This is a genomic window from Sulfurospirillum barnesii SES-3 (genome assembly GCF_000265295.1).
Classification (GTDB): Bacteria; Campylobacterota; Campylobacteria; order Campylobacterales; family Sulfurospirillaceae; genus Sulfurospirillum; species Sulfurospirillum barnesii.
On the sequence record NC_018002.1, the window covers coordinates 1,555,505 to 1,575,623 of the forward strand.

Consider the following 20,119-nt stretch of genomic DNA (forward strand, 5'->3'; position numbering starts at 1 on the left):
TTACTTGCGATGCCCTCGAAAAAAAGAGGAGAACATTGAGTATTTCTGCTCTTCCATGGGAAAACTAGGATCACTTGCATGACGCACATCTTCAATGGAATAAACGGCTAGAGGATTGTATTTGCCAATTAAAGAGCGCACTCTCTCAATGTCGGCTCGTTTGATGACGGTAAAAATAACACTGACAATCCCATTATTGCCCTCTGCATCAGCAACGGTAACACTGTAACGAAGAGCGCGAAGAGAACGGACAAGCTCATGGGAATCTTTTTTGGTAATAATCCGAATCACCACCATCCCAAGTGCCAAACGACTCTCAATAAACATTCCAATGTAATTGCCCAAAGAAAATCCCAGAGCATAGGCGATGTAATTAATGGGATTGGTCAGGTTTGCCATGACTTTAGAAATAGCCATAAGCCAAATGCTCACCTCAAAAAAACCTAGTATGGGTGCCCAAAGGCGAAGTCCCTTCGAGACAAAAATAATGCGAAGTGTGCCAATACTCACATCCAGTATACGAGCAAGACAAATGAGCAAAGGAATCCCATACAAACTAAATGCTTCGCTTGCAAAAAATTCGCTCATACCGTCCTCCTCCTAAAGAATAATCTCTTTCACACGTCCGACTTCACCGCTTTCGAGTCGCACTTTGATGCCGTGGGGATGATTGGCAGAATTGGTGAGAATGTCTTTGACCACACCTTGCGTTAGTTTTCCACTGCGTTGGTCTTCTTTTAAAACAATCAAAACCTTAACACCCTTATGAATGTTGCTTCTGCTTTGCCCTGCGCTCATTGTTATCCTTTATATGTCTTGGCTCTATTATACACATTTTTCTTTACATGTAAAGCTTAACGAAGCCTCATACACAAGGCTAAAAATGCTTCACCGTAGCGCTCAAACTTCACCTCACCCACACCACTGACTTCCAACATTGCCTCTTTGTCATGAGGAAGTTTTTCAGCCATCTCTTTGAGGGTTTTATCGCTAAAAACCACATACGGCGGAATGCCATTTTCTTGAGCAATTTCCAAACGCAAGGCACGTAATTTCTCAAAAATGGAAAGCTCAAACGCTCCTGTAACCACTTTCGTCGCTTTTTTAGAGACTTTTTTACGCTCTTCCAAACGCTTCGCATGCATGCTTACATGTAAACGCTCTTTGATGATTTGAGCTCCATATTCACTAAGACTCACCACACGGTATTCGCCAACTTTTAACGCTTCAAGCTCCAAAAGTCTATCGCCAATGCTAAGCCACTGCGCCTTACTTCGCTCTTTCCCAATGCCATAAACGGAGAGGTTTTGATGCGCATTTTGCGCTATTTTTTCATTATTTGCACCCATTAAAACATCAATGACGTATTGCAGTCCAAAGCGTTGCCCTGTGCGGTACACACAAGAGAGTAGCTTTAATGCCTCGTTTGAGATGTCAACACTCTGCTTTTCACCCTCCACACAGTTATCGCAACGGGTGTTACATGTAAGAATGGTATCGTCAAAATAGGTCGCTATTTGTTGATGACGGCACAGCTGAGATGTTGCAAATTTTGCCATAGCTTCTAGCTTTTCATAGGCTACCTTTTGGTACTCCGAGGCAGGCTGTTCGCTGATGCGTCGTTTGTGCTCCACTATGTCGGAGGCTGAAAAAAGAAGCAAGGTTGAAGCACTCAGACCGTCTCGCCCTGCACGCCCTATTTCTTGGTAGTAATTTTCAATGGTTTTTGGCAGTGACATGTGCACCACAAAACGAATATTGCTCTTATCAATCCCCATACCAAAGGCGATGGTTGCAACCACCACGTCAATTTCATCGTTTAAAAAAGCACGGTACGTTTCGTTTTTCTCCTCAGTAGAAAGCCCTGCATGATACGAGCGTGCACGCACTTTGTACCCTTCTAAAAACAGCGCCAAACTCTCCGTCTCTTTGCGTGTCAATGTATACACAATACCACTCTCATTTTGAAACGCACTTAAAAAACTCAAAAGTTGCTCACGCCCGTTGGCATTGCGATAGTCCGCTTTGATGTTTAAATTGTCCCGCTCGACTTTGGCTCGAATGATTAAGGGGTGTGACAATCCGAGCTGATGCAAAATATCGTGTTCGACAATTTTCGTTGCTGTCGCCGTAAATGCAGCAATGGGAGTACGAGGAAAGTAGTGTTTAAGACGAAAGAGTTGACGGTAATCTTCTCTAAATTCATGCCCCCACTCGCTCACACAATGCGCCTCGTCAATGACAAAAAAGTTGATGCAAAGGCTCTGTAAGAAGTTTAAAAACGACTCACCCTTTAAGCGTTCAGGTGCAACGTATAAAAGTTTAAGCTCACCGTTGCGACACGCTTGCATACTCTCTTGTATCTGAGAGGGAGATTGCATGGATGAAATCATCGCCGCTTTAATGCCAAAGGCAGAGAGTGCGGTGATTTGGTCGTGCATGAGCGCTAAAAGCGGTGAAATCACCACGCTCATGCCCTCCATTACAAGAGAGGGAAGCTGATAACACAAAGACTTCCCTGCTCCTGTGGGTAAAATCATCATAAGGTCTTTATGCGCTAAAATCGCATTGACAGCCTCTTCTTGATTGGCTCTAAAGCTGTGGTGCCCAAAGACACGTTGAAGAATATCGTATGTTTTATCCACTTAAAGTTCTATCTCATCTCTATCTTTGCCATCGCTTGCAAACCACTCATCTTCGATAAAATCACTCTCCACAATCTGTGTGACATTGCGTTTCATATAACGCCCTGAGGCAATAACGGCTACTTCGCCATTAGGGAGTATCAGCTCACCCGTACCTTCAAAAATACGCCCTTTATCGCTCACGATGCGCCCAATGACTTTAAGCTCTACATCCAAAGGAACAGGCTTTTTATATTTTAAGTTTAACTCTAGGGTCACACCAAAACTCTCTTGCCCGTAATGCGCCATAATAGCACGCCCAATGGTTTCATCTAAAATGGTCGCTGAAATGCCACCGTGTAAAATGTTTGGGTAACTTTGCAAATAGGTATGCCCTGTAAAATACCCCACCACTTCCTTGTTTTCGAGTTCATAAAATTTCGTTTTTAAGCCCAAAGGGTTTTCAATGCCACACACCAAACAGTTTTTGGAGATGTGCTGTTTGCCTTTTACTTTAAATGTCACTCCTGCTCTCCATGCACCTTTTCAAGTTCTTTGCGCACTTTTGAGTAAAGTTTTAAATCAACAATTTTGTAGCTTTTCAAAAGAGCATCTAAAAGTGCAGTATTTAGCTCTTTTTGGTCATTTTTATCTTCAGGAATGATTTTATCTTTTACGCCACAGTTGTTGCAAAAATCAAATAAATAGGTCGCATTAATCTCATAATCCAAACGGTGCGTCACATCATTTTTAAGCTTTCGTGTCTCGTTCATGATAACAAACTCTTGCTCACTAATTGTTTTAAGTGCCCGTAACTCTTCAAGCAATTTAAACTGTGTCATACTACGAGAAGTCCCAGGAATCAACACTTCTGCAACAAATTCATAATACGCTTCCACCGCTAAAATCATCATATAAAGGTTTTTACCCCGTGGATTCTCTTCTTGTTCAATAAAATCTTTAAAATAGTGCAGTTTTTGCATCTCTACCATCATTTTTTACCGCCTCCTACACGTGTGTGTTTTTTTGCTTTGACTTCTTTATAATTTTCACGTCTTTTTTTAATTGAAACACTTTTTTTGTTTGCTTTTTCATACTCAATTTTTGCTTGAATCGTCCCTTTTTTTGCCTCTTTTTCAGCCCACTCTTTGGTCTCAAAACCAGGGTAAAACTCCGTTTTAATGGTATATTTTAAAATCTTTTCTATCTCTTTAAATTTATTTTTTTCCTCATTGCATACCAAAGAGATAGCCCTTCCCTCTTTACCTGCACGCCCTGTTCGTCCTGCTCTGTGTAAATAATCTTCCGCATCACCAGGTAATTCATAATTAATCACATGCGGTAAATCTTCAATATCAAGCCCACGAGAAGCAATATCGGTTGCGACAAGCACACGAATGGTATTTTCTTTAAACGCATGAATGGCTTGTGTACGTTTGGAGTGTGCTTTATCGCCATGTAAAACAAGGGTTTTTAAACCACTCGCATTTAAATAGTCCCCTACTTCATCCGCACTCTGTTTGGTTTTCGTAAAAACTAAAACCTGATGCCAATTGTGGGTACCTATCATAAAAGAAAGCAATTCACATTTGCGCTCTTTATCCACCAAATAGAGTGTTTGCTCCACTTTTTTTGCAAAATCACCTTGATTATTAATGGCAACCGTGACAGGTTTTTTCAAACTCACTTCAGAAAGGCGTTTCACCGATTTTGAAAGCCCCACAGAAAAAAGAAGCGTTTGACGCTTTTTAGGAAACAAATTTAAAAGCGTTTGTACCTCATCCCAAAACCCCATATCTAAGATTCTATCGGCTTCATCAAAAACGACAATTTCTACACGAGACAAATCCACATTGCCCAGCTTTACATGCTCCAAAAGTCTTCCAGGCGTTGCAATCAAAATATCAATGCCTTTATCCAACTTTTTAGCCTGTGGGGTAAACTTCACCCCACCATAAATCGCCGCACTGCTAAGCGCCACATTTTTGCCGTACACTTGCACACTCGCACCCACTTGTGAAGCCAATTCTCTGGTGGGTACCAAAATAAGCGCACGTACCACTTTGGAGGTGGTTGATTTTTGTGTTTTTTTACTTAAAATATGCAGCAAAGGAAGCGCATAGGCTGCTGTTTTACCCGTTCCCGTTTGCGCCGTTGCCATGACATCTTTTCCCTCAAGTACCAAAGGAATGACTTTGCTTTGAACAGGCGTAGGTGTCGTATACCCAAGCTCTTTAACTGCTTCTCTTACGGGTTCCATAAGACCTAATTTTTCAAATAACATTGTAGTTCCTTATTCTTTTATCTTTTTTCATTGTATCTAAGGTTTATTTAAATCATCGACTACTAGACTTGTGGCATTGAATACCAAAGGATTTTTATGAAATATTTTCTAATGCTTCTTAGCTTTATTTTCCTAACAGGCTGTGCTCCCAAAGTGGTTGATCTAAGCACCATCAATCCCTCCATAAAACCCATCGCAGGAGAAAGTATTGCGGTGTATGATGAGAGCATGGATGCCATTTTATTTTATGATTTTTTTCAAAAAGAGACTTTTTTAATGCAAAAAACATCGGGAAAAGTCATTCCTTTTCGTGTCGAATTTATGGATTTGTGGATCACGGGGCTAGGACATGACATCCAAAGGCTTACACAAGGCAATGCCGAAGAAATAAGACCTGCACTTTTATACAATGCTAAACAAAAAGGACTTAAAACATTACATGTAAACCAAAAGGATTATATTATTGAGACGACGTTTGCACACGATATGGTCGATGCTATTGATCGTTACGAAGAGAAAATGAGGCGCTATGAAAGGGATAAACGATTTCCGCTTCTTATGAAACATTAAAAAGGTTTATCTCTTTTTGAGAGGCTTTTGGGCATACTTTCGCCAAAAAAGAGAGGAAAGCTAATGGAAAATTTACCCGCATGTCCTAAATGTCACTGCGAATACACCTACGAAGATGGAGCGATGTTTATCTGCCCAGAGTGCGCACACGAATGGTCAAAAGAGAGTAGCTCAAGCGAAGAAAGCAGTGCTGTTATTAAAGATGCACACGGAACTATCTTAGCCGATGGAGACAGCGTTGTGGTCATTAAAGACCTTAAACTCAAGGGCTCTTCAGCGGTCATCAAAGGGGGCACCAAAGTGAAAAATATTCGCCTTAATTTTGAGAGTGACCACAACCTTGATTGTAAAGTTGATGGCATTGGTGCCATGGGCTTAAAATCTGAATTTGTAAAAAAAGTTTAAAAAAGAACTTTTTGAATTAAAAACATATAAACCAGCGTTGCGGTAAAAATGCTTAAAAGCGCATTTTTAAAGCTTACATGTAAAGCTATCGCAACGCTTACCCCAATCATCTCCGCCAAACCATAGGGATAGATTTCCCACTTCACATCTTTCAGTGCATAAAAGACTAAAATCACCATAATCATCAAAGGCATGTTTCGTTCAATGTATTTGACCAAAGGCGAAGGTTCACGGGTACGAAAGAGCAAAAAGGGAATGATACGTGTGGCATACGTCGCAAGGCTTGCAACAATAATACTACCAATGATATAACTACTTTCCATTTTCCATACTCCTCTTAAAAACAATCAACACAAACGCCGCCAAACAGAGTGATAAAATCAACATTTTTTGCGGTGGAAAAAACATCATGCCAAAAAGTCCAATGATAAGTGCCACAAAAAAGGGTTGATGGAGTCTACTTTTTTTATATAACTCAATGGAAAGTACGACAAACAAAGCGGTCAGTGAGAACTCAATGCCCTCATAATTAAAAGGAAGCACGTTGCCTAAAACCGCACCCACAACACTGCCAATAATCCAATAGCATTGATTTAAAAAGGTAATGATAAGATAAGCCCTCTCACGGTGTGTCTCTTCAACATCACTGGTTTTTAAAAGCGCAAAGGTCTCATCGGTAAGCCCAAAAATAAGGTAATGCTTTTTCCATGAAAAGTTTTTAAAGGCTGAAATCATGGAGAGTCCATAAAAGGTGTGACGAAGGTTAAGCAAAAAGGTAGCAATGGCTATCTCTAAAATGGTGGCTTGTGATGCAAACAGTGTTAAAGCCAAAAACTGCCCTGAACCCGCAAAAATAAACAGACTCATAAAAAAAGCATAATACCACGGGATAAGCAGTTTGGAAAGCAAAAGTCCAAATGCCATCCCCAGAGGAATATAGCCCATTAAAACAGGAATAGTCAGTTTGAAAATGGCAAAAAAATGCATTATGTCTCTTTACATGTAAAACTATTTTTTAATATAGCGGTTAATATAGTTTTGGGTGGCATTGTGCTCTTCTTTTTTTTGAGAAAGCTCTTTTTTAGGAGCTCTCTCATCAGGCTTTGTATCTGGAAAATAGAAAAAATCAATTGCTAAAATAATAGCAACCACAACAAAAATAGGAATAAGAAAAATCATCTTATGCTTATTGTTTTAGAGCATTTACGGTTTGAAGCATCTCATCACTGGTCGTAATCGCTTTTGAGTTGGCTTCATAAGCACGCTGTCCTGTAATTAAGTCTGTCATCTCTTCGACCAACTGCACGTTACTCATCTCAACAAATTGCTGTCTGGTTTGCCCTAGTCCATTAAGCCCTGGTTCGCTTACAATCGGGTCTCCTGAAGCAGAGGTGTTAATGTAGTTATTATCCCCCAAGGAGTGAAGTCCTGCTGGGTTAATGAAGTTTGCAAGCTCAATCTGCCCAATCTCATTGGTCGCCGTTTGCCCTGCTTGAAGGACTGAAACCATACCATCCACACCAATGGTAATTTGCGTTGCATCTTCTGGGATCACCAATTCGGGTAAAAGTCTGTACCCATCGCTGTTTACCACATTTCCTTCACTATCGAGTTTAAAGGAGCCATTTCTGGTATACCCTGTGGTGCCATCTGGAAGTTGAATTTGAAAAAAGCCATTCCCTGTAATAGCAATATCAAGCGCATTGCCTGTCTCTTTAAAGTTACCTTGTGTAAACTGCTTTGCAATCGCTGTTGGGCGCACACCAAGACCCACTTCAATGCCCGTAGGAGATGTTGTCGTGCCACTGGTTGATGTTCCTGCATAGGTCATGGTTTGATACATCAAGTCCGCAAATTCTGCACGCTGTTTTTTATAACCAATGGTATTGACGTTTGAAATATTGTTTGATGTGGTATCAATTTGTGTTTGCTGTGCAATCATGCCCGTTGCTGCTGTATAAAGTGAACGTATCATTTATCTTCCTTCGTTTCTATTATGCTTTGGTGGATGCCAATTTAGAAATGGCATCTGAGTTTAAATCATTCATGTGTGATTTCATTACTTTTTGGTACATTTCCACCAAACGATTGGTTTCAATAAGCCCTACCATTTCACTCACTGGATTAATATTACTGGTCTCCAAAAACCCTTGAGCGACCAAATTGCCATTTTCAAGAGTGGTTAATTCATCCGTACTTTTAAACGCATACAGACTCTCTCCCTCTTTTGTAAGCGATTTTATATCATCGCTTTGCACAATGTACATTCGACCAATTTCATCATCCCCATTATAAATAGCGCCACTTTGATCCACTCTTAGTTCACCATCTTCTGGAATGGTAATGTATTGCTGATTTTGAAAATAGGTGGAGGGAAGCACAGGATAGCCCTCTTTTGTCGTAAGCACTCCCGCATCATTAAAGCTAAACGAGCCATTTTGCGTTAAACGGATACCATTTGGCGTTTCCACCATAAAAAATGCATCTTCTCGTTTGAGTGCAAAATCAAGCGCATTGCCTGTATTTTTGATACCACCTTGTTCGTATTTGATATACTGTTCTGAAATTTGTGGCACACGAGACATCGCCGCATTAAGAAATTTACTGGCCTCTTTGGTGTTATCCCCTAAGGGCATCTCTTCTTTGTATTCTTGAAAAATGCGCTTAAAATCGCTCACGACCACATCATCTCTTTTAAAGGCTGTGGTATTTAAATTGGCAAGGTTATTGGAGATAACATTGAGTCTGTTAAACTGCGTTACCATTGCCCCTGTAACGTCATAATAGCCATTTTGCATTGTTTTACCCACTAAATCAAAATTGTTTCTTCATTAAAGCAACTCCCGTTCCAACTTTAAAAAAAATGGCTTTTACCACGATTTAAAAAAAACTCGGTATAATCCACATCTTTTTATTACGAAAGAGATTAAAAAAAAGAACCTCCACACCCTTACTCTTAAGGAGAGTTACACTTATGGCCTCAAAAGAACTCTATACAGAATTAGAAGAACTTTTTACAGAAAATGAAAAAGCGTACGTCACCTATGAAAATGTGATGGAACTCTTTACAAAACCTCCAACCTCCGCCAACGTCAAAAAAATGATGAGTTTAATTGACAAATACAAAGTCACACTGATCTCCTCAGCTGAAATTGCAAAACTGCGAAACAAAGAAGAGGCAAAAAAACGTGAAGAAGAGCGTCAAAAACTTCAAGATGAAGCCCTCGAAGACGAATTTGATCTTGCCAGTGAAAAAGAGCTTTTAGAGTGGTCACGCAGTGATAGTCCTGTACGTATGTATTTACGTGAAATGGGGCAAATTTCACTTTTAACCAAAGATGAAGAGATTGATATTAGTAAAAAAATTGAATTTGGTGAAGATATTATCATTGATGCCTTTTGTTCAGTGCCTTATCTTATCGACTTTATTTTAGATTATAAAGAAGCCTTAATCAATCGTGAACGCCGTGTTAAAGAGCTTTTCAAAACATTTGAAGACGATGATGATAGCGATGATGGCGATGATGGCGATGACGAGTTTGAAGAAGATGGGGAAGAGAAACGTACCCTTTCAAAAAAGGACAACTCACGTACAGAAAAAGTTATTGAAAGCTTTAAAGCATTAGAAAAAGCCAAAAAAGATTGGATGAAAAGTTTTGCACGTCCACCTGAGGAAAATCTTGATGCCGAAGAGATGATGAACTATGATCTTAATCTTGCGTATAAGAAAAAATTGCTTAAAGATGCGTTGATGGATTTAGGACCTACGAGTAAACTCATTAATGAACTCGTTAAATCAATGGAAACAGCCCTTAAAAGTGATTTTGAGTTTGATAAAGAACTCAAACGATTAGAGTATCGTTTACCACTTTTTAACGATACGCTCAAAGAGAACCATCTTAATTTACTTAAAAATATTATCGATTTAAACAAAGAAGATATTGCTGTCATGGTTCCAGAAGCCACCATGGTTTCAACGTACATGGAAATTAAAAAACTTTTCCAAACCAAAGAAGCCAGCAAACAAGGGTTTGATTTGGACCCTGAAAAACTCAAAGAGATTTTGGAGCAAATCAAACGAGGTAAAAAGATTGCCGATGAGTCTAAAACACGCATGGCAAAAAGTAACCTTCGTCTGGTTGTTTCTATTGCAAAACGTTACACCAACCGAGGATTACCATTTCTTGACTTAATTCAAGAAGGAAATATTGGTTTAATGAAAGCCGTTGATAAATTTGAATACAAAAAAGGGTACAAATTTTCAACCTATGCGACATGGTGGATTCGTCAAGCTATCTCACGTGCGATTGCGGATCAAGCACGTACCATTCGTATTCCTATTCATATGATTGAGACCATCAACCGTATCAATAAAATCATCCGTAAACACTTACAAGAAGAAGGCAAAGAGCCCGATATTGAAACCATTGCTGAAGAAGTGGGCTTGAGTGCGGATAAGGTCAAAAATGTCATTAAAATCACCAAAGAGCCTATTTCTTTAGAAGCACCTATTGGCAATGAAGACGATGGCAAGTTTGGGGATTTTGTGGAAGATAAAACCTCTATTGCGCCGATGGATCATATTTTAAAATCGGACCTTAAAGAGCAAATTGACGATGTTCTTGACCAACTTAACGACAGAGAAAAAGCGGTTATTCGTATGCGTTTTGGTTTGATGCACGATGAAAGCGATAGAACCCTAGAAGAGATTGGCAAAGAGCTCAATGTCACTCGTGAACGTGTTCGTCAAATCGAAAGTTCTGCCATTAAAAAGCTCAAACATCCAAAAGTGGGAAGAAAACTTAAAAATTATATTGAAAGCTAAGCTATGAATTTTGCTGAAGAGTGGATAGAACACGACTATAATCCCTTTATAGTCTTTGATAATAGTGGCAAAATAGTCTCTCTCAACCAAGAAGCGCAATACCTTCTTGGTGAGGTCAATCATAAAAAAATTTTTGATATAGCTGGCACATACGCCAGTATTACGTATGGATTTAAAACCACCATTGTTGATATTGCCTTTAACTCCTACAAATTTTATGCCATTACCGTTGGATACTTAGACGAAGATGTGATTGGCATTAAACTCTACAAAAATGCGACGAAAAAATTTGCCAATGTTGAAGAGTATGGAGAGAGTGTTAATATTTATGCGCTTTTAGATTTATGCATTAGTGCTGTTTCAACCAATTCGGCTATTAAATTTAAAAAAGAGTTTGACCCAACATTTCCTGATATTCATTTAAATGTTGAAAATTTTATTAAGCTACTCAATAAAGTCTATCAAACACATCTAAATGCGACAACCATCACAACACGTTTGTCCCTTATTACAGGGGAATACATTCGGTTTAATAATAAAAAATACCCTATTTTTTCTATTTCCATTAAAAGTGATGCAACACCATTGCATTATGAAAAAAATATTGAAGACATTGCGCACAAAAGTAACTGTACAATTCAATTTGAAGCGAATGAAACCCTTATTCAATCAGCGCTTGTCTCCTGAAGACTCTTTTACATGTAAAGCATTGTATCTTTACATGTAAAAACAGCTCTAGGCGTCAAGAAGCCACGCTCTAGCTGTTTGCATGGTTTCAAAATAGGCCATTTTAGGTTTTGATATCAAAGCACTTGTCAGTGAAATAGAGAGTTTTTCAAGTTTACTCTGTCCTACAATGGCTACTTTATTGATTTCAGGATGTTTGCCAAAGCCCTTGAGCACATCATGCCAAATTGCCCCTGCTTCAATTTTTTCCAAACCTCGAACATCGACCAATAAACTCGTAGAAGGTTTTTCATACGTTGATAAAAGTGTTTCTAAACGTGCTTCAAACGCTTCTACTTCTTCATGGGTTAAGACACCCTCAATACTTAAATTAGCATACACCTCTTGAAAATTAAGCGCATTTGTATGCGAGGTTACAGGTTCACTCTTGGTATCATTCACCTTTGCTGTTTGCTTTTTAGAAGGCTGATACAACAAATGATGCCACAAGGAAAACCCCACCAAAGCAACCCCTGCTCCAATATGAAGATTTCGCATGGTCTTAGAATCCATTGCAAATGAGGTTCCAACAACAACCGCCATGGATGTTGTCATACCAATTTTGGCAACCTCTTTTTTAGTGTCAAGATCCCACTGAATTTCGAGCCGCTTTAGCCCGTTTTTTATCGAATTTTCGTTTTGCATTTTTTCCTGTCTCATAGCCTAATGCTAAGGTTAAAATGGCGGCAATACCTAATGGAATCAAAGGCATGATAACTCCTTTATGATAAAAGTTATCATGATTATAAAACCTATCAACTAAGAGTTAGCTGAGAACGCTAGGTTTTAATTTTTTGCATCGAATTAAAGAGCAAACCTATGGTGGTTCCATTGTGTAAAACTGCCGTTGTTATGGGACTAAACAGACCCATTGCCGCCCCTGCTAAAATCACACTGTTAATGCCAACGGTAGCATTAAAATTACTGTGTATTCGCTTCATGGTTTTATTGGCAAGTATTTTTGCTTCAACCACGGCTTCAATATCATCTTTAAGCAGACTAATATCAGCTGTTGCTTTGGCAATATCAGCACCTTTATACATACTAATACCCACATTGGCATTCATCAGTGCAGGAGCATCGTTAATCCCATCACCCACAAATGCCACATTTTTCCCAGCTTTTTTAAGTGACTCAACAATACGTGCTTTATCGGTTGGTAAAAGTTTTGCGTACACCGTATCAATCCCCAATTCTTTGGTTAAAACATCCGCTTTTTCCTGCACATCCCCTGTAAGCATCACCAACTCTTTGACACCCAATGTACGTAGTTTTTCCAGAGCACTTTTGGCATTTTCTCTCACACGATCCACCATGGCGATGGTGCCTAAAAGCTTTTTATCATACGCAATATAGAGCAAAATTTTTCCATTTTCCATGCACGTTTTTAACTTTGTTTCATGTATTTTAAAAGACACACCCTCATCTTCTTCCAAGAAGTGTCTGCTTCCAATAATGGCTTCTTTGCCTTTAATATGTGTTTTAACACCATGCGCTACGATAAATTCAACCTCTTCATGGTGCATATGCACAAATCCACGCTCCTTAGCAGCTTTTACCACCGCTTCTGCTACAGGATGGAAGTAATGCTCTTCCGCACTGGCTGTTAAATTTAAAATAGCATCTTCATCCCATGCTTTATCAAACGAACAAATTTCAACTACTTCCAGTTCACCATGGGTAAGTGTTCCTGTTTTATCAAAGACAAAGGTGTCCACATTCGCCAACGCTTCTAATGCTTTTGCCCCTTTGATTAAAATGCCATCACGCCCCGCAATAGAGAGGGAATTTTTAAACGCTACAGGTGTTGCAAGTTTAAGAGCACACGAATAATCCGCTTGTAAAACAGCTGCTACACTTGCCATATCACGACGAATGGCGTAGGAGAGCCCTGCAAGACCCAATGTCACAGGAACAAGTTTATCGGCTAAACGTGTGGCTTTCAGCCCAATGGAAGATTTTTCATCCAGTGAACTTTTAATGTACTGTTTAATGCGCTGGGTTGCGGTATCGTCTCCTACATGTTCTGCCCAAACACGAATACGCCCTGATTCAACGACCGTACCAGAGATAACACGCTGTCCTCGCTCTCTTTTGACAGGCTCTGCCTCTCCTGTCATAGAGATTTGATTAATAGAAGCAGTTCCATCGACAATATGCCCATCAATAGGCACGGTATCACCAGCACCCACAATAATAATATCGCCCACTTTAATGTCTTGGGTTAAAACACGCTTTTGCGTTATTTCACCCTCTTCTTCTACTTCAAGCCACGCTTCTTCAACATTAGGTTTGGCTAACTCTTTAATCAAATCATCACTACGATGAACCGTCGTCTCTTCAATGTATTCACCAATTTCAAGCATAAGGTTCGTGCTATTGGCTGCAGTATAATCCGCACGTGCCAACGAGACGCCCACTGCCATTGCTTCAAGCACTTTAGAGGTTAGCCCCTCACTAAAAAGTTCATAAATACCCTTTTGCAACAAAGGAAGACTTGCAAGCGTACTTAGGGTAAGTTTGAGTTCTGGCTGAGGAATAAAAGGCTGAAATAAAAGAGCACTTCCTGCTCGAAAAACACCTTGCATACTAGGAGCATGCGCCTCTTCGTAACAGCGCAAAAACCCATCATCACACTGCTGATACATCGATAATTCAAGACTTTTGACAATCGGCTCAATCACATTGACATCCAAAGTTTCAAAGGAGGCAATGACCAAAGAGCCTGATTTGGCATTGAGCCGTACCTCATCAACATGAAGCTGTGCTTTTAAATCACGCACCAGCGCACACGCTTCTACACCTTTAAATTCGGAAGAATAGAAACGTAAACGCTTGGGCGTTTGATGCACTAAGCGTAAAGATTGCATTGAGATTATGACTCACCTGCGGCAAGTTCCGCCTGAGCATCTTCGTAGCGCTCTTTAATCTCTTCAATACCCGCTTGAAAAGCTTGTGTACCTTTTGCAACCGTTTTAAAAAGTGCTTTTTGTGCTTTTTCATTGGTGAGAAGATACGCACCCAAAGCGCCTACAACTGCACCTATTACAAAATGTTTCGTATCAAATGTACCCAACAGAGAATTGACAGAACTAGGCACTGCTGTATTCTCTTTGGCGATATAAGGGTTATTTGCAAGTGATGGTAATTCCATAATGATTATTCTCCTTCTTCTTTCACATCAAGTACATCTTCTGTTTTACATGTAAGCGTTTTCTCATACACTTTTTCCACACCATAAACACCCATTGCACCCAAAGAGACGGCTGTGAGTACCCCTAAAATGTTATTGTTTCCTACATAATTAGCAGCTGCAATCGCACTGGCTGTCACAATACCACCTTGAACGGTAAGCTTAAGACTGTTTTTAATGGCAGTCTCTTTGTCAATTTTTTCTTGTTTGTACTGATTATAATTTAAAGCACTTGCAACCATTCCAGAAGCTAAGGCGCCACTGATGGCATTTCCTACCACGTTTCTAGGTTCCCCTGTATTAATAATCGCCATTACGCACCCTCTTTCGTTTCAATGTCTGAACTTTTTTTAGATTTAATCGACTCTAGTGTGCCATCAACGCCTTTTTTAACATCACACGCTAACTCTTTGGCTTTATTGACACCACTTTTAATACCTGCTTGAATCTCTTTACGATTGCCTAAAGCATACACCACTGCAGCACCCGCTGCGATTCCTGCGATAAATGGTAACATGACTTACTCCTTTTCTTCGGTTTGTTCTTCGTTTTTCTGACTCATAGAGCCTACAACACCTGCACCAATGGCCCCTAGAAGTGCTCCTGCAATAAAGGAGAAATTTGTCCCGCTTAAAAGCTTTAACATCTCTTCTTGGCTCATCTGTCCACTGGCAAGTTTTCCTGCCATTGCACTCCATTCACTCATCTGTTCACTCATTTTTTCCATAGAAGGCAAAGCATTCTCCATCATAGGAGTAGAAGCATTAGGAACTGCTTTAGAAGCGACACCCTCTAAATGGGCTTGAAAAACAGGCAAATGGTTATTATACGATGCTGCTTGCAACCTAAAGAAAACCTCTTGGACATCAGGATAATTTTGCGTATAGGAGAGTAAGGTATCGTACATTGCAATATTGGAAATTTCAGCCTCAACACCCATTGCATAAGCCTCTTGTAAACTTTTTGGTGCATCCATCTGACCTACCCAGCGGTTTTCAATCGGCACAATACCATGACACTCAAAAAGCTCAAGCAGTGCAGTTTGATGCCTCTTTTCTGCTTCAATAATTGACGCAAACGGTGGCTTTGCACCAAAAGTCTCAATGACACGCATGTACGCTTCATACGCACGGTATTCATCATCCAAAGCCGTTTTTAACGCTTGATGAAGAATAGGCTCAGGTGCACGTGGGTCAACACCCAATGGCGCTAATGTCTCTTTGTGTTCAATCTCTTCCATCTTAGATAAACTCCTTTGAAAGCCGTGTAATCATACTTACCAATTCTTCTAAATTTTCACCATGCACCAAATCTTTCCATAAGTGATCGGGAAAAATATGCGCATCGTACTCAATCGTTAAAGAACCAACAATTTTATTGATTTTAATACTTTTAATACCCTCAATTTTTTGGGGCAAAGCCTCAATGTCTTGTAATGAAACACTCTCGCCATGGCATTTAATTTTGGGATTCACCCGCAAACGAATGCGCCCTTTAATGTGGTGAATGATTGAAAAATAACGCCCTAATTCTACTAATTTTTCTGCCGTAATATCCATCAACGTTCCTTCTGAATATGACCATTTTAAAGGGGTACAACTAAATAACAACTTAAAAATTTTTTAAGAATTATTATCAACACTCCATGCGATACGAGAAGAGTTTGCCATAATACCAACGGTATGCCCAATATGAATCGCACCTGCAGCCACAGGTGAGAGCAACCCAACCCCTGCCAATCCTACACCTACCAAATTGGTTCCTGTTCCTATCCAATAATTTTGATTAACCACCCCTAAACTTTTCGCAGAAAGATCATAGAGTTTTAAAATATCATGGGGATGACTGTTCGTAATCGCAATATTAGAAACCTCAATGGCCGCCTCAGAACCACCACTGGCAAAGGAGATGGCAACATCCGCTTTACTCATGGCTAAGGTATCATTAATGCCATCACCCACCATGACAACACTTTTGTAGCGCTCTTTCAGTGCTTCAATAACAGACGCTTTTTCTTCAGGCATGACATTGGCATGAATTTCATCAAAGCCATACGTCTGAGCAAAAGAGCGTGCAACGACCTCTTCATCACCGCTTAAAAGCACCAAATGTTTCACCCCTCGTTTACGAAGCCCTTGAAGCATTGCAAGGGTTCCCTCTCGTACTTCATGCTCTAAACTCAAAAATCCTAAGGCTTTTTGATTGAGGGCAACATACACAACACTTTTTCCCTCTTGTAAGCTCTTTTTGCTTTTGCGTTTAAACGAAGCGATATCAATGGCATTTTGCTCCATCCACTTTGCATTTCCGACTAAAATTTCACCTGCTTTATCGTGGAGTAAAACGCCCAGACCTGCGTAAATTTCACTGGGATTTTCTTCTTTACATGTAAAGCCAATTAAATGAGCCGCTTTGGTAATCGCAATGCCGATTGGATGGCTGTTGTGATGCTCTGCTAAGGCAGCATAATAGAGCAATGATTCGTACGAAACATCAGGGGCACACACACTACCAATTACATGTGGCACTCCTGTGGTAAGCGTTCCTGTTTTATCAAAACAAAAGACATCGCTTTGAGAGACGGCTTCTAGGTAAGCCCCTCCTTTGATTAAAATGCCCTCTTTTGCCCCTCGTGCAATACCTGCACTAATGGCAGTACTGGCAGCTAAAATGGTCGCACACGGACATGACATCACAATCATCACAGAAAATGCCCGAAGCCATGAACCTGTTAGCAAAAAGGTTCCTGCGGTTAAAAGCGTTCCTAATTTTAAAAGTTTAGCAGCCAATTTATCCGCACTCACTTCACTGGGCGATTTTTGCGCCAATGAAGACTCAACACTGGCAATCATCCGTGCCAAATAGGTCTTCTCACCTGTCGCACTTACCCGAATGTAAATACGCCCTCGTTGTACCAGTGTATTGGCATACACGCTATCTCCAAGCACACGCAATGCAGGCTCACTTCGACCGTTAATCGCCGCCTCATCAATCTCAGCACTTCCCTCGCTAATAATCCCATCCACCGCAATTTTTTCACCACTACGTGCTACAACAATATCGCCCTCTTTAATCTCAGAAACATCCACTTCAAGTTCCACTTCATCCACGACAACATACGCTTTTTTAACCCCTAATGCCATCAATTCATGAATCTGCTTTTTGGAGCGTTCAGCGGTGTATTCTTCCAGTAACATACCGCCTCGTAAAATGTAAATAATCTCAAATGCGGCTGTGACTTCACCCCCTAAAATGGCACCCAAAAGAGCCACCGCCATAAAACTGTGCAAACTAAAGCGTCTGGCTTTGACATCTTCTATGGCTTCTTGAAACAAAGGAAGCGCTGCCACAAAGGCAACAATCGCTGTTACTGCAGGTAAAAAACTCAAAGCAACAGACGTTGCAAAAAAAGTCTCTACAACAAATAAGCCAAGAGCATACACGGAGAGAAGTGCAAAGCCAACCATTTTAGAGCGCCATGAAACGGGTGTTTTCGCATCCAAAGACTTCACATGACAGCTGCTACACGCATCGCAATAAAGCGCTGCACTGGCTGAAAGTTCTGGTGTTTTTATCCTTACATGTAAAGACGTTTGAAGCGCCTCAAGAATGCTCTCAAGAGAGCTCTTTAAAGGATCAAACCTAAGAATCAACGAAGCACACGCACGGTTAAGCCTTTGCTCAAAGACTAGAGGCGATAAAAGCGTCTCTAAACTGTGTGTTGAAACCGTTTTGAAGGCTTCACATTTTAAACGCACACGCCCTGATACAAAGCTTTTAATACTTATTTCATTCATGATGACACCTTTGGCATACGCCGTATAAAATCATAGTGTGATGGATACCTAAAAAACGATGCTGTAAGAGAATTTCATCTTGTTCTTTTTCGATATTTGGATGGTAAAATGGTGTAATACTACCACATTTTATACACACAAGATGATCCTGATGAAAACTTCGTTTTAAACGGTACTGTTTGACATTTTGAGAAGGAGTGATAACCACATGCAACAAATCAAGCTTTTCTAAAAAAGCTAAAAGCGTATAAAGGTGTGTTAAAGAGATACGTGTATGATACACCTCTTTAAGTACCTTTTGAATTTCAAAAGCACTGAGGTAGGCTGTGCTTGAAAAAAGAGCTTTAAGTAACTTCTCTTGACGATTGGAATAACGAAGTTTTAAACGCATGGTGATTTTTTGAAAATGGCTATAAAAGGTTTCAAAGCTTGCAGAAGAGTCATGCTCTTCTGCAACCAAACAATGCACTTTACCTGACACGTATTACACTTAAAACGTGTACTTAACTAAGGCTTTAAGCGCATTATAGCTATCGGCTTTGGTGTCATTATCGACATTAACATAGATTAAAGAGGCTTCAAGGTTTTTAATAATTTCATACCCAACACTCACATCCAACTCTTTTTCTTTCACTGAGCTGCTAATCCCATCGTCGTATTTACTTTGCGCATACAAAGCACCCAGCTTCACACCCTCAATTTCATACGAAATACTTGCATAGGGTGTTTTAGCATTGGCATCAAAGACATGATTGCCCTCTTCCAATGGTGATTGATCGCCAAAACTCTCCAAACCTGCAAGGCCATCTTTATCGGTTTTCATATACCCTAGGGCAAGGCTTACACCTGAAAACTCAAATCCTTGTTCAACTTGCATAAAAGAACCATCTTCTACCTTAACATTGACGGTTCCACCCAAACCATCATCTTCTTCGGTGGTGGCATCGCTATTGACTTTAGCATAATGAAGCATGGTGGATGTTTTAAGCGCATCGCTTAACTCAAAATTAAGGGTTGCCTTTGCACCGTACGCTGTAAATACATTATCCCCATAATAAATGTACGGATTAAGCTCCAACATCTCTATTGGTGTATACACTGCTTCGAGCATATAAATACCATCATTGTCGTTCATTTTTGCAAATTTTTCAGAAATTTCATCAAAACCAACCACGGATTGTTTACGTGCCCATGCCATGTTTACCACAAGGTTTTCAATAGCACTAAGTTCTGCACTCACACCCTCAATATAATCGGTCAACCAATTGAAGTCCACCTCTTGACGACCCAAAACAATGTGCCCAACGCCCTCATGTTCATACTTTATAAATGCTTCGGAGAGAACCGCATTGTCTTCAATCGCACCCTCAGCATCGTACGCATCGTTTTTATCATCCAATTTGACACTGCCAAAAGCTTTTAAGCCTACGCTAATGCCATAAAGAGGTGCCGTTTGAAAGCCAACTTCGCCAAAACCATTGGCAAAACCATCATCTTTGGTACCACCTTTTTTATTGAAGTATTGTCCATAAGCACCTACACTTGCAGTTAACTCACCTTTGGTAAATGCCTCTTCCAAATTACTCGCATCATCCGCATACGACACACTCATACCCACTATCAGACTTAAGACGACTCTTGAAAATGCTGTTCGCATTTACACTCCTTTTTAATTATTGATAATTATTATCGCAT

At 40.1% G+C, this 20,119-nt stretch carries 26 protein-coding genes; 4 read left to right on the forward strand and 22 right to left on the reverse strand.

Features of this window, described 5'->3' with window-relative positions:
- Genes SULBA_RS07825 through SULBA_RS07850 form a run of 6 tightly spaced genes read right to left on the reverse strand, consistent with a single transcriptional unit; the run spans position 1 to position 4,908 of the window.
- Positions 1–588 (reverse strand): DUF2179 domain-containing protein, encoded by a 588-nt coding sequence (locus tag SULBA_RS07825; RefSeq protein WP_014769747.1) that lies wholly within the window; start codon positions 586–588, stop codon positions 1–3.
- A gap of 12 nt (positions 589–600) precedes the next feature.
- Positions 601–798: a YwbE family protein gene (locus SULBA_RS07830; protein WP_014769748.1), complete on the reverse strand. Its 198-nt coding sequence runs from the start codon at positions 796–798 to the stop codon at positions 601–603.
- Between the two features lie 56 nt (positions 799–854).
- Positions 855–2,645, reverse strand: coding sequence for a DNA helicase RecQ (gene recQ, locus SULBA_RS07835; protein ID WP_014769749.1), 1,791 nt, complete (start codon positions 2,643–2,645; stop codon positions 855–857).
- A complete protein-coding gene (locus tag SULBA_RS07840) occupies positions 2,646–3,149 on the reverse strand; it encodes a PaaI family thioesterase (protein ID WP_014769750.1) in 504 nt (167 codons plus the stop codon).
- Entirely contained in the window at positions 3,146–3,619 is a 474-nt protein-coding gene (locus tag SULBA_RS07845; RefSeq protein WP_014769751.1) for a hypothetical protein, read from the reverse strand. Before SULBA_RS07845 ends, SULBA_RS07840 begins: the two co-directional genes overlap by 4 nt.
- Complete coding sequence (locus SULBA_RS07850; RefSeq protein ID WP_014769752.1) at positions 3,616–4,908, reverse strand: DEAD/DEAH box helicase; 1,293 nt, start codon at positions 4,906–4,908, stop codon at positions 3,616–3,618. Before SULBA_RS07850 ends, SULBA_RS07845 begins: the two co-directional genes overlap by 4 nt.
- A gap of 96 nt (positions 4,909–5,004) precedes the next feature.
- Here SULBA_RS07850 and SULBA_RS07855 point away from each other — a divergent pair, with 96 nt between their 5' ends.
- On the forward strand, positions 5,005–5,478 hold the full coding sequence (locus SULBA_RS07855) for a hypothetical protein (RefSeq protein WP_014769753.1): 474 nt from the start codon (positions 5,005–5,007) through the stop codon (positions 5,476–5,478).
- A 63-nt stretch (positions 5,479–5,541) separates the two neighbouring features.
- A complete protein-coding gene (locus SULBA_RS07860; RefSeq protein ID WP_014769754.1) occupies positions 5,542–5,883 on the forward strand; it encodes a zinc ribbon domain-containing protein YjdM in 342 nt (113 codons plus the stop codon).
- Here SULBA_RS07860 and SULBA_RS07865 read toward each other — a convergent pair.
- Genes SULBA_RS07865 through SULBA_RS07880 form a run of 5 tightly spaced genes read right to left on the reverse strand, consistent with a single transcriptional unit; the run spans position 5,880 to position 8,681 of the window.
- A complete protein-coding gene (locus SULBA_RS07865; RefSeq protein ID WP_014769755.1) occupies positions 5,880–6,206 on the reverse strand; it encodes a branched-chain amino acid transporter permease in 327 nt (108 codons plus the stop codon). The two genes, SULBA_RS07860 and SULBA_RS07865, sit on opposite strands and share 4 nt — an antisense overlap.
- Positions 6,196–6,870 carry an AzlC family ABC transporter permease gene (locus SULBA_RS07870; RefSeq protein ID WP_014769756.1) on the reverse strand — a complete coding sequence of 225 codons (675 nt, stop codon included), beginning with the start codon at positions 6,868–6,870 and terminating at the stop codon, positions 6,196–6,198. The genes SULBA_RS07865 and SULBA_RS07870 overlap by 11 nt, the downstream gene beginning before the upstream one ends.
- 21 nt (positions 6,871–6,891) lie before the next feature.
- Positions 6,892–7,062 carry a hypothetical protein gene (locus SULBA_RS13045; protein WP_014769757.1) on the reverse strand — a complete coding sequence of 57 codons (171 nt, stop codon included), beginning with the start codon at positions 7,060–7,062 and terminating at the stop codon, positions 6,892–6,894.
- Between the two features lie 7 nt (positions 7,063–7,069).
- A complete protein-coding gene (gene flgG, locus SULBA_RS07875; RefSeq protein WP_014769758.1) occupies positions 7,070–7,858 on the reverse strand; it encodes a flagellar basal-body rod protein FlgG in 789 nt (262 codons plus the stop codon).
- A gap of 19 nt (positions 7,859–7,877) precedes the next feature.
- Entirely contained in the window at positions 7,878–8,681 is an 804-nt protein-coding gene (locus tag SULBA_RS07880; RefSeq protein ID WP_014769759.1) for a flagellar hook-basal body protein, read from the reverse strand.
- A 176-nt stretch (positions 8,682–8,857) separates the two neighbouring features.
- Here SULBA_RS07880 and rpoD point away from each other — a divergent pair, with 176 nt between their 5' ends.
- Positions 8,858–10,708, forward strand: coding sequence for an RNA polymerase sigma factor RpoD (gene rpoD / locus SULBA_RS07885; RefSeq protein ID WP_014769760.1), 1,851 nt, complete (start codon positions 8,858–8,860; stop codon positions 10,706–10,708).
- A 3-nt stretch (positions 10,709–10,711) separates the two neighbouring features.
- Positions 10,712–11,395, forward strand: a complete 684-nt coding sequence (locus SULBA_RS07890; RefSeq protein WP_014769761.1) for a hypothetical protein — start codon at positions 10,712–10,714, stop codon at positions 11,393–11,395.
- Positions 11,396–11,443: 48 nt separating this feature from the next.
- Here the strand turns inward: SULBA_RS07890 and SULBA_RS12875 are convergent, their stop codons facing one another.
- From SULBA_RS12875 to SULBA_RS07940, 11 genes are all read right to left on the reverse strand, one after another.
- The gene (locus SULBA_RS12875) at positions 11,444–11,989 is read right to left on the reverse strand and encodes a SpoIIAA family protein (protein WP_216593421.1); all 546 of its coding nucleotides are present in this window, start codon (positions 11,987–11,989) and stop codon (positions 11,444–11,446) included.
- 28 nt (positions 11,990–12,017) lie between these two features.
- Positions 12,018–12,146 carry a hypothetical protein gene (locus tag SULBA_RS13255; RefSeq protein ID WP_014769763.1) on the reverse strand — a complete coding sequence of 43 codons (129 nt, stop codon included), beginning with the start codon at positions 12,144–12,146 and terminating at the stop codon, positions 12,018–12,020.
- A gap of 67 nt (positions 12,147–12,213) precedes the next feature.
- On the reverse strand, positions 12,214–14,304 hold the full coding sequence (locus tag SULBA_RS07900) for a heavy metal translocating P-type ATPase (RefSeq protein ID WP_014769764.1): 2,091 nt from the start codon (positions 14,302–14,304) through the stop codon (positions 12,214–12,216).
- Positions 14,305–14,309: 5 nt separating this feature from the next.
- Positions 14,310–14,588, reverse strand: coding sequence for a hypothetical protein (locus tag SULBA_RS07905; RefSeq protein WP_014769765.1), 279 nt, complete (start codon positions 14,586–14,588; stop codon positions 14,310–14,312).
- Between the two features lie 5 nt (positions 14,589–14,593).
- Positions 14,594–14,941 (reverse strand): magnetosome protein MamC family protein, encoded by a 348-nt coding sequence (locus SULBA_RS07910; protein WP_014769766.1) that lies wholly within the window; start codon positions 14,939–14,941, stop codon positions 14,594–14,596.
- Complete coding sequence (locus SULBA_RS07915; RefSeq protein WP_014769767.1) at positions 14,941–15,144, reverse strand: hypothetical protein; 204 nt, start codon at positions 15,142–15,144, stop codon at positions 14,941–14,943. The genes SULBA_RS07910 and SULBA_RS07915 overlap by 1 nt, the downstream gene beginning before the upstream one ends.
- A 3-nt stretch (positions 15,145–15,147) precedes the next feature.
- Positions 15,148–15,867: a ferritin-like domain-containing protein gene (locus SULBA_RS13085; protein ID WP_014769768.1), complete on the reverse strand. Its 720-nt coding sequence runs from the start codon at positions 15,865–15,867 to the stop codon at positions 15,148–15,150.
- Between the two features lies 1 nt (position 15,868).
- Positions 15,869–16,186, reverse strand: coding sequence for an HMA2 domain-containing protein (locus tag SULBA_RS07925; protein ID WP_014769769.1), 318 nt, complete (start codon positions 16,184–16,186; stop codon positions 15,869–15,871).
- Between the two features lie 63 nt (positions 16,187–16,249).
- Entirely contained in the window at positions 16,250–18,424 is a 2,175-nt protein-coding gene (locus SULBA_RS07930) for a heavy metal translocating P-type ATPase (RefSeq protein WP_014769770.1), read from the reverse strand.
- Positions 18,417–18,905, reverse strand: a complete 489-nt coding sequence (locus tag SULBA_RS07935) for a Fur family transcriptional regulator (protein ID WP_156790528.1) — start codon at positions 18,903–18,905, stop codon at positions 18,417–18,419. Before SULBA_RS07935 ends, SULBA_RS07930 begins: the two co-directional genes overlap by 8 nt.
- Before the next feature lie 9 nt (positions 18,906–18,914).
- Positions 18,915–20,081, reverse strand: a complete 1,167-nt coding sequence (locus SULBA_RS07940) for an Opr family porin (RefSeq protein ID WP_014769772.1) — start codon at positions 20,079–20,081, stop codon at positions 18,915–18,917.
- Between the last annotated feature and the right edge of the window lie 38 nt (positions 20,082–20,119).

Bases quoted from the DNA above. Each gene is read 5' to 3' on its own strand.
- SULBA_RS07825 (WP_014769747.1), bottom strand. From the start codon at position 588: ATGAGCGAATTTTTTGCAAGCGAAGCATTTAGTTTGTATGGGATTCCT.
- SULBA_RS07830 (WP_014769748.1), bottom strand. From the start codon at position 798: ATGAGCGCAGGGCAAAGCAGAAGCAACATTCATAAGGGTGTTAAGGTT.
- SULBA_RS07845 (WP_014769751.1), bottom strand. From the start codon at position 3,619: ATGATGGTAGAGATGCAAAAACTGCACTATTTTAAAGATTTTATTGAA.
- SULBA_RS07850 (WP_014769752.1), bottom strand. From the start codon at position 4,908: ATGTTATTTGAAAAATTAGGTCTTATGGAACCCGTAAGAGAAGCAGTT.
- SULBA_RS07855 (WP_014769753.1), top strand. From the start codon at position 5,005: ATGAAATATTTTCTAATGCTTCTTAGCTTTATTTTCCTAACAGGCTGT.
- SULBA_RS07860 (WP_014769754.1), top strand. From the start codon at position 5,542: ATGGAAAATTTACCCGCATGTCCTAAATGTCACTGCGAATACACCTAC.
- SULBA_RS07865 (WP_014769755.1), bottom strand. From the start codon at position 6,206: ATGGAAAGTAGTTATATCATTGGTAGTATTATTGTTGCAAGCCTTGCG.
- SULBA_RS07870 (WP_014769756.1), bottom strand. From the start codon at position 6,870: ATGCATTTTTTTGCCATTTTCAAACTGACTATTCCTGTTTTAATGGGC.
- SULBA_RS13045 (WP_014769757.1), bottom strand. From the start codon at position 7,062: ATGATTTTTCTTATTCCTATTTTTGTTGTGGTTGCTATTATTTTAGCA.
- flgG (WP_014769758.1), bottom strand. From the start codon at position 7,858: ATGATACGTTCACTTTATACAGCAGCAACGGGCATGATTGCACAGCAA.
- SULBA_RS07880 (WP_014769759.1), bottom strand. From the start codon at position 8,681: ATGCAAAATGGCTATTATGACGTTACAGGGGCAATGGTAACGCAGTTT.
- rpoD (WP_014769760.1), top strand. From the start codon at position 8,858: ATGGCCTCAAAAGAACTCTATACAGAATTAGAAGAACTTTTTACAGAA.
- SULBA_RS07890 (WP_014769761.1), top strand. From the start codon at position 10,712: ATGAATTTTGCTGAAGAGTGGATAGAACACGACTATAATCCCTTTATA.
- SULBA_RS12875 (WP_216593421.1), bottom strand. From the start codon at position 11,989: ATGACAACATCCATGGCGGTTGTTGTTGGAACCTCATTTGCAATGGAT.
- SULBA_RS13255 (WP_014769763.1), bottom strand. From the start codon at position 12,146: ATGCCTTTGATTCCATTAGGTATTGCCGCCATTTTAACCTTAGCATTA.
- SULBA_RS07900 (WP_014769764.1), bottom strand. From the start codon at position 14,304: ATGCAATCTTTACGCTTAGTGCATCAAACGCCCAAGCGTTTACGTTTC.
- SULBA_RS07905 (WP_014769765.1), bottom strand. From the start codon at position 14,588: ATGGAATTACCATCACTTGCAAATAACCCTTATATCGCCAAAGAGAAT.
- SULBA_RS07910 (WP_014769766.1), bottom strand. From the start codon at position 14,941: ATGGCGATTATTAATACAGGGGAACCTAGAAACGTGGTAGGAAATGCC.
- SULBA_RS07915 (WP_014769767.1), bottom strand. From the start codon at position 15,144: ATGTTACCATTTATCGCAGGAATCGCAGCGGGTGCTGCAGTGGTGTAT.
- SULBA_RS13085 (WP_014769768.1), bottom strand. From the start codon at position 15,867: ATGGAAGAGATTGAACACAAAGAGACATTAGCGCCATTGGGTGTTGAC.
- SULBA_RS07925 (WP_014769769.1), bottom strand. From the start codon at position 16,186: ATGGATATTACGGCAGAAAAATTAGTAGAATTAGGGCGTTATTTTTCA.
- SULBA_RS07930 (WP_014769770.1), bottom strand. From the start codon at position 18,424: ATGAATGAAATAAGTATTAAAAGCTTTGTATCAGGGCGTGTGCGTTTA.
- SULBA_RS07940 (WP_014769772.1), bottom strand. From the start codon at position 20,081: ATGCGAACAGCATTTTCAAGAGTCGTCTTAAGTCTGATAGTGGGTATG.